This window comes from Ideonella sp. (genome assembly GCF_036277275.1).
In the GTDB taxonomy this organism is placed as follows: domain Bacteria; phylum Pseudomonadota; class Gammaproteobacteria; order Burkholderiales; family Burkholderiaceae_C; genus Ideonella.
The window spans coordinates 1-2434 of sequence record NZ_DASUNH010000063.1 but is presented as its reverse complement, the minus strand read 5'-3'; the positions used below and the strand labels follow the sequence as shown (position 1 = coordinate 2434).

Here is a 2434-nt window from a genome sequence, read left to right as displayed (position 1 = left end):
ACCGACGATGTGCGCGCGTTGGCCGAGGCCGGCGCCGAGATCCGCCAATGGGTGACCGACGCGCCGTTCCCGCCGGCTTTCGAGGCGGCGGTGCGTGCCGAATACGACCGCGTGGTGGCCGGCTCGCCGGACGCCACCTGGGCTGTTCGCTCGTCGGCCACTGCCGAAGACCTGCCGGACGCATCGTTCGCCGGCCAGCAAGAGACCTTCCTCAACGTGCACGGCATTGACGACGTGCTGCACAAGATGAAGGAGGTCTTCGCGTCGCTCTACAACGACCGCGCGATCAGCTACCGCGTCCACAAGGGCTTCGCGCATTCGGACGTGGCGCTGTCGGCCGGTGTGCAGCGCATGGTCCGTTCCGACCTGGGCTCGGCCGGCGTGATGTTCACGATCGACACCGAATCCGGCTTCAAGGACGTGGTGTTCATCACCTCCAGCTACGGACTGGGCGAGACCGTGGTGCAGGGCGCCGTGAACCCGGACGAGTTCTATGTGCACAAGCCGGCGCTGGAAGCCGGCAAGCTGGCCGTCATCCGCCGCGGCCTGGGCTCGAAGCTGGTCCGCATGGAATTCGCGACGCCGGCCGAAAAGGCTGCGACCGGCAAGCTGGTGAAGACGGTGGACACGCCGCCCGAGCAGCGCAACCGCTACTCGCTGAACGACGCCGACGTGACCGAGCTGGCCAAGTACGCGCTGATCATCGAGAAGCACTACGGTCGCCCGATGGACATCGAGTGGGGCAAGGACGGCATCGACGGCAAGCTCTACATCCTGCAGGCCCGCCCGGAAACCGTGCGCAGCCAGGCCGAGGGCCAGGTCGAGCACCGCTACAAGCTCAAGGGTCACTCGACCGTGCTGGCCGAAGGCCGTGCGATCGGCCAGAAGATCGGCACCGGCCCGGTCCGCCTGGTCAGCTCGATCGCCGAGATGGAGCGTGTGCAGCCCGGCGACGTGCTGGTCACCGACATGACCGATCCGAACTGGGAGCCGGTGATGAAGCGCGCCAGCGCGATCGTGACCAACCGTGGCGGTCGCACCTGCCATGCGGCGATCATCGCCCGTGAGTTGGGCATCCCGGCGGTGGTCGGCTGCGGCGACGCGACCGAGACGCTGCACGACGGTGCGCTGGTCACGGTCGCCTGTTCCGAGGGCGATACCGGCCACGTCTACGACGGCTTGCTGGACACCGAGGTGACCGAGGTCACGCGCGGCGAAATGCCGTACTGCCCGATCAAGATCATGATGAACGTCGGCAATCCGACGCTCGCTTTCAACTTTGCCCAGGTGCCCAACTCCGGCGTCGGCTTGGCGCGGCTCGAGTTCATCATCAACAACAACATCGGCGTCCACCCGAAGGCGATCCTCGACTACCCGAACGTCGACCCCGACCTGAAGAAGGCGGTCGAGTCGGTGGCCCGCGGCCATGCGTCGCCGCGCGCCTTCTACGTCGACAAGCTGGCCGAAGGGGTGGCGACGATCGCAGCGGCCTTCTGGCCCAAGCCGGTGATCGTGCGTCTGTCGGACTTCAAGTCCAACGAATACAAGAAACTGATCGGTGGTTCGCGCTACGAGCCGGACGAAGAGAACCCGATGCTGGGCTTTCGCGGCGCCTCGCGCTACATCAGTGGCGAGTTCACCGATGCGTTCGGCATGGAGTGCGAGGCGCTCAAGCGCGTGCGCAATGACATGGGCCTGACCAACGTCGAGATCATGGTGCCCTTCGTGCGCACCGTGCGCCAGGCCGAGCGCGTGGCCGAGTTGCTCGCGGGCCGGGGCTTGAAGCGTGGTCAGAACGGCCTGCGCCTGATCATGATGTGCGAAGTGCCGAGCAACGCGATCCTGGCCGAGCAGTTCCTGCAGCATTTCGACGGCATGTCGATCGGCTCGAACGACCTGACCCAGCTCACCCTGGGTCTGGACCGCGACTCCGGCCTGGAGCAACTCGCGGACGACTTCGACGAGCGCGACCCGGCCGTCAAGGCCATGATCTCGCGCGCCATTGCCGCCTGCCGGGCCACGGGCAAGTACGTCGGCATCTGCGGCCAGGGCCCCAGCGACCACCCCGATTTCGCCGACTGGCTGGCCGCCGAGGGCATCGTTTCGATCTCGCTGAATCCCGATTCGGTGATCGAAACCTGGACGCGGCTTGCCGCCATCCGCTGACCGCGTCAAACCGCCAAACAAAGGCCCGGGGGAACCCGGGCCTTTCTGTTATGATCGCGGGCTTTCCCTTTGCCGCACTGGCTTTGACGCGCTGGGCGGCTTCCATCCACGGAATCCACAAGGAGTGTTATGCGTCACTACGAGATCATTCTGCTGATCCATCCGGATCAAAGCGAACAGGTTCCGGCCATGCTGGAACGCTACAAGGCCCTGGTCACCAATGGTGGTGGCAAGGTGCACCGCGTGGAAGACTGGGGCCGCCGTCAGC

2 protein-coding genes are annotated in these 2434 nt (G+C 65.9%); both read left to right on the top strand.

What is annotated here, in order from left to right:
* A partial coding sequence (gene ppsA / locus VFY73_RS11560; RefSeq protein WP_329718796.1) for a phosphoenolpyruvate synthase occupies positions 1 to 2166 on the top strand: 2166 nt, incomplete at its 5' end.
* 129 nt (positions 2167 to 2295) lie between these two features.
* Positions 2296 to 2434 (top strand): 30S ribosomal protein S6 (gene rpsF / locus VFY73_RS11555; protein ID WP_329718798.1); only part of this gene is annotated, 139 nt, incomplete at its 3' end.